Origin of the sequence: Streptomyces sp. NPDC007205 (assembly GCF_040634095.1) — a bacterium.
Taxonomy (GTDB): Bacteria; Actinomycetota; Actinomycetes; order Streptomycetales; family Streptomycetaceae; genus Streptomyces.
Map to the genome: position 1 here is coordinate 1 of NZ_JBEYEW010000120.1, position 4051 is coordinate 4051.

The 4051-nt window shown below is 66.2% G+C and carries 1 protein-coding gene and 2 pseudogenes; 2 read left to right on the forward strand and 1 reads right to left on the reverse strand.

Annotation, left to right across the window (positions count from 1 at the left end):
* Positions 1-546 precede the first annotated feature (546 nt).
* Positions 547-804: pseudogene (locus ABZ624_RS42200) on the forward strand (transposase); the annotation flags it as partial.
* Between the two features lie 492 nt (positions 805-1296).
* The gene (locus tag ABZ624_RS42205) at positions 1297-1704 is read left to right on the forward strand and encodes a preprotein translocase subunit TatB (protein ID WP_360100927.1); all 408 of its coding nucleotides are present in this window, start codon (positions 1297-1299) and stop codon (positions 1702-1704) included.
* Positions 1705-2795: 1091 nt separating this feature from the next.
* Here the strand turns inward: ABZ624_RS42205 and ABZ624_RS42210 are convergent.
* Positions 2796-3960, reverse strand: a pseudogene (locus tag ABZ624_RS42210) (IS110 family transposase); the annotation flags it as partial.
* Between the last annotated feature and the right edge of the window lie 91 nt (positions 3961-4051).

The following is a 4051-nucleotide window of genomic DNA, read 5'->3' on the forward strand; positions in this document are numbered from 1 at the left end:
CGAGTTTCGACATGGCTCAGGCCTCCTTCGGGTCGACAGAGCCGGCGGCAGGACCGGCGGGACGGCGGGTGCGGCGCAGCGGCGGCTTGGCACCCGAACCTGCTCGACGGGGTCGTCGTCCCGCTGTTCACTGATCCGCTGAGTACGCTCCTCGCTCGCCTTCTGTATAAGCCATTCAGAAGGGCGCCGGATCCCTCAGTCTAAGGCGGCAAGCCATCATATGTTCGTCGCCCTCGTCCCGCCTCGGTCCACGCAGTCGACCCGAGGCGCACGGAGACTGGCACGCAGCCGCACTGCGCCATCTCTTCAACCGGATGCGCAGACAGCTCTACCACTGCCTGCAGAACTACGAGCTGTTCGACGAGCAGTCGTGCGGTGCCACTACCTGACTGGCCGTTCTCTATCCGGCCGTATGGTCGGAGAGATTCGAACAAAGGGCCTGGCTGGGGTGAGTTGGCCGGTGCAGGTGCATGGAAGAAGGGCCTCTTGGTAGCTCGCGGTTGTCGAGTCCAGCGAGAAGCAAGAGGCCTGTTGTCGAAGTGTCGCGTGGTCCTGGTCGCCGAGTCCAGTTCGTCCACTCCTGGGTGTGACTGCCTCGCCCATCGGTTCGGGAACGCGGCCGATCGGCCGGAGCGCCGGCCCCGGTACGACTCGGACATGAGCGATGCGGAGTGGGCGCTGGTGCGGGATCTGCTGCCGGTGCCGGGATGGCTGGCGGGCCGGGGCGGGCGGCCGGAGGGCTACTGCCACCGGCAGATGATCGACGCCGTGCGCTACCTCGTCGACAACGGCATCAAGTGGCGTGGAGGCGCTGGCCGAGGTGCGTGAGCCGCGCCGGTGCGAGCCTCTCTGTCCGAGGGACCCAGTGTTGTGGCGCAGGCCCTGATGTGCAGCCGTGGAGACGTCCTGCACGCCGCGCGACCCTCATGATCAGGCTCGGCGAAGTCGGTTCTAGCATCGCCTGCCTGCCGCAAGTCAAGGGGTCCGGGTCACCGTGTACGACCTGTCCCGGACCCGCTGTGCGCTGGCGCTGTCAACGGTCCCGGCCAGAAACTCACGAGATGCCAACGCCTTGAAGGTGCTGTATCCCTGAAGTGGGCGTGTGCACACCGTTCAACGAGGCCGCCATGCTGCAGCCTTCGGGTGCTCTCATCCATTTCGCCCCGAGTGGACAGCGCTTTAAGTCCAATAACTTGAAACCCGTCACACACTCCACAACGCCACCGAGGGAAGCCGGACGGAATGCTCCACGCCGGCCTGCCACCGTCGGTTCACTACTTGAGGAAGGGATACCCCATGCACAAGCTGGCACGTCTGGCCGCAGTCACCACGATCGCAGCGGTCATCACAGGCGGAGTTCTCGCCAACCCTGCTTCCGCCAACTCACCACACACCTACACCTGCTCCAATCAGGGCGGCGGACCGAACCACACCGTCAACTGTTCCGGCCTGATAACGGTCGGCGACCTCCTCAGCGACAACAAGATCAACATCTCGGTCAAGGACATCAACGTGCTCAACGACACCCAGCTCAACACGCTGCAAACGGCGCTGGTCAATGTCTCCGACAACAGCATCTTCTTACCCCTCGCCATTCAGCTCACCAACGTGCAAGGTGCGGTGCTGGACACCTACCTCAGGAACTTCAACGTAAAGGTGCTGCCCACCGATGTGACGGTTTGTGTCGGCAGCATCTGTGTCTGAGCTCCCCCCTTTCCCTCATCGGGACCCGGTGACAGGACTGCCCTGCCTCCGGAGCCGAGATGACTCGTCTCTCTGGCTCACCATGGCTGGAGGGATTCACTGGTCCCGGAGGCATCAACAGGCCGCCGATCAGGGGTGTGCCCAGCGGATTCGCTGGAGGCAATGACACTCTTCGTCGCGCGGATGAGGCGATCGGTGCCGCTGGACGGCCGGGCGAGTAGGACCGGCGAGAACACCTGATACGACATCAGCGGCATCGACGCCTTCCTCGTTCTGGCGTCAGCAAGGGTGACCATCGCGCCACAGACAAAGGTGCCCGCCGACCACTTCGGCCTCCCTCCCCACCCCGTCCCGAAGGGCAGTGACTGAAGCGACTGAAGAGTCGACATATCAGGGAGCCGGATCTGACACTGCCCGGACCGCGAGCCTCTGTGCGCCGGCCGCACGCTCGTGAACAGGTCGGTGCGCGGGCCAAGCGCCGGGCGCCAGGCGCTATACAACGCGCGCTGCAGGAGGCGCTGGCTGGGAAGTGCCCGATGTACTGACCGACCTCCGCTCGCACCGTACGACCGTGCAGGGGCGCCGGGCATGGCCCGCCCCGCACAACCAGCTGGGACGGCGGAGGAACGCCTTGGGCTTGATCTGCTTCGACGGACATCGGAGATCAGGGGCTTCGGCCCCAGAAGGATGATGTCCATCATTCCAGGCCCTGTGATCTCCCAGCCCGACCGCGGCTCCCCATACACCAGCCGCCAATTCACCCTGCCGACAAACCAGTCGGATGCCCGGCCATCCGCCGGCCGCACCGGCCAACCCCGGGACAACCGCGCTGGCCGAATCGTCCTTCACCACCTCGAAGAACGAGCTGATCGGCACCCGCCCCAGCCGAACAGGACCGTCACCCACACCGCGACCCTTGAGCGGACCGAAAGCTGGTACAACCTGCACCAACCGCACAGCAGCTTCGGCCACCACAGTCCTCCCGACCACGACACCGCACTCGCCACCCGACCACCACACCCATGGTGCCCCTCAAAGCGGAACAACTCGCCTCTACTCAGTATGCGGGGGGGGTGCCTCTATGTCTTTCGTCAAGCGAGGCGTGGGGTTCTGGGTTCGTAGAAGGTGCCGTCGCGGAGCATCGTGAACAGCACGTTGATCCGCTGGCGGGCCAGGCGGAGAAGTGCCTGGGTGTGGGTCTTGCCGCGGGCCGGCATCGGTCGTGGCAAGTGCGGGAGGCGGGATCGTGCAGCGCGGCGAACGCGGACAGGAACATCGCCCGTTTCAGCTGCCGGTTGCCTCCTCTGGGCGCGTGTTCGCCGTGGATCGAGGTCCCCGACGACTTGGTCGTCGGGGCGAGGCCGGCGTAGGAGGCGAGGTGGGCGGCGCTGGGGAAGCTGGTTCCGTCGCCGAGGGTGACCGGCAAGGTAGCGGCGGTCCTGACCGCGACCCCCGGAATCGAGGTCAGGACCGGGGAAAGAGGGTGAGCCTCCAGCAGCTGTCCGATCTGCGCTTCCAGGGCTCGTCGCTGTTCGTGGACGGCGGCGAGCGAGCGGGCCAGGGACGGGATCACGAGGTCGAGGGTGCCGGTGCCCGGGACCACGACGGTCTGCTCGTCGAGGGCGTCGAAGACCTCGTCGGTCAGCCGCTGGGCCATGCGCGGGGCCTTGGGCCGGATCGCCTCAACCAGCTTGCGGCGTCCGGCTTTTCGGAGGGCGGCCGGGGATCCGTAGTGTTCCAGCAGCCAGATCACGGCCTGGTGGTCCAGACGCGGGCCGAGGACACGTTCGAGGCTGGGGTGGAACTGGGTGAGCAGGCCGCGTATCCGGTTCGAGGTGCGGGTCGCCTCGGCCGCCAGGTCCTGGTCGAAGCCCACCAGCACGGTCAGTTCGGCGGTGATCTCGTCGGTCAGTTCCAGCGAGCGCAGGGTGTGCGGCATGGTCCGGGCGGCGTCCGCGATCACCGCGGCGTCCTTCGCGTCGGTCTTCGCCTCGCCCGGGTAGAGGTCGGCGATGCGCCGCATGGACAGTCCGGGCAAGTAGGCGACCTTGCAGCCGGCGTCCCGGGCGACCGTCAAGGGGAGGGCGCCGATCGAGGCGGGCTGGTCCACGATCACCAGCACGGTGCCGAACTTCGCTGCCAGCTTGTCGAAGACTGCCCGCAGCTTCGGCTCGCTGTTGGGAGCTGCTTGTCGAAGACCTTCTTGCCGGCCGGGGTGAGCCCGTGCCCGTGATGGGAGCTCTTGCCGACGTCTAGTACTGCAACGGTGCTTGCTGTGACTGGTGGCCAGGTCGGTCGTTGGTGTGGTTGTGGGTGGGGACCTTGCTGATGTCAGGTTGTGGGCGGG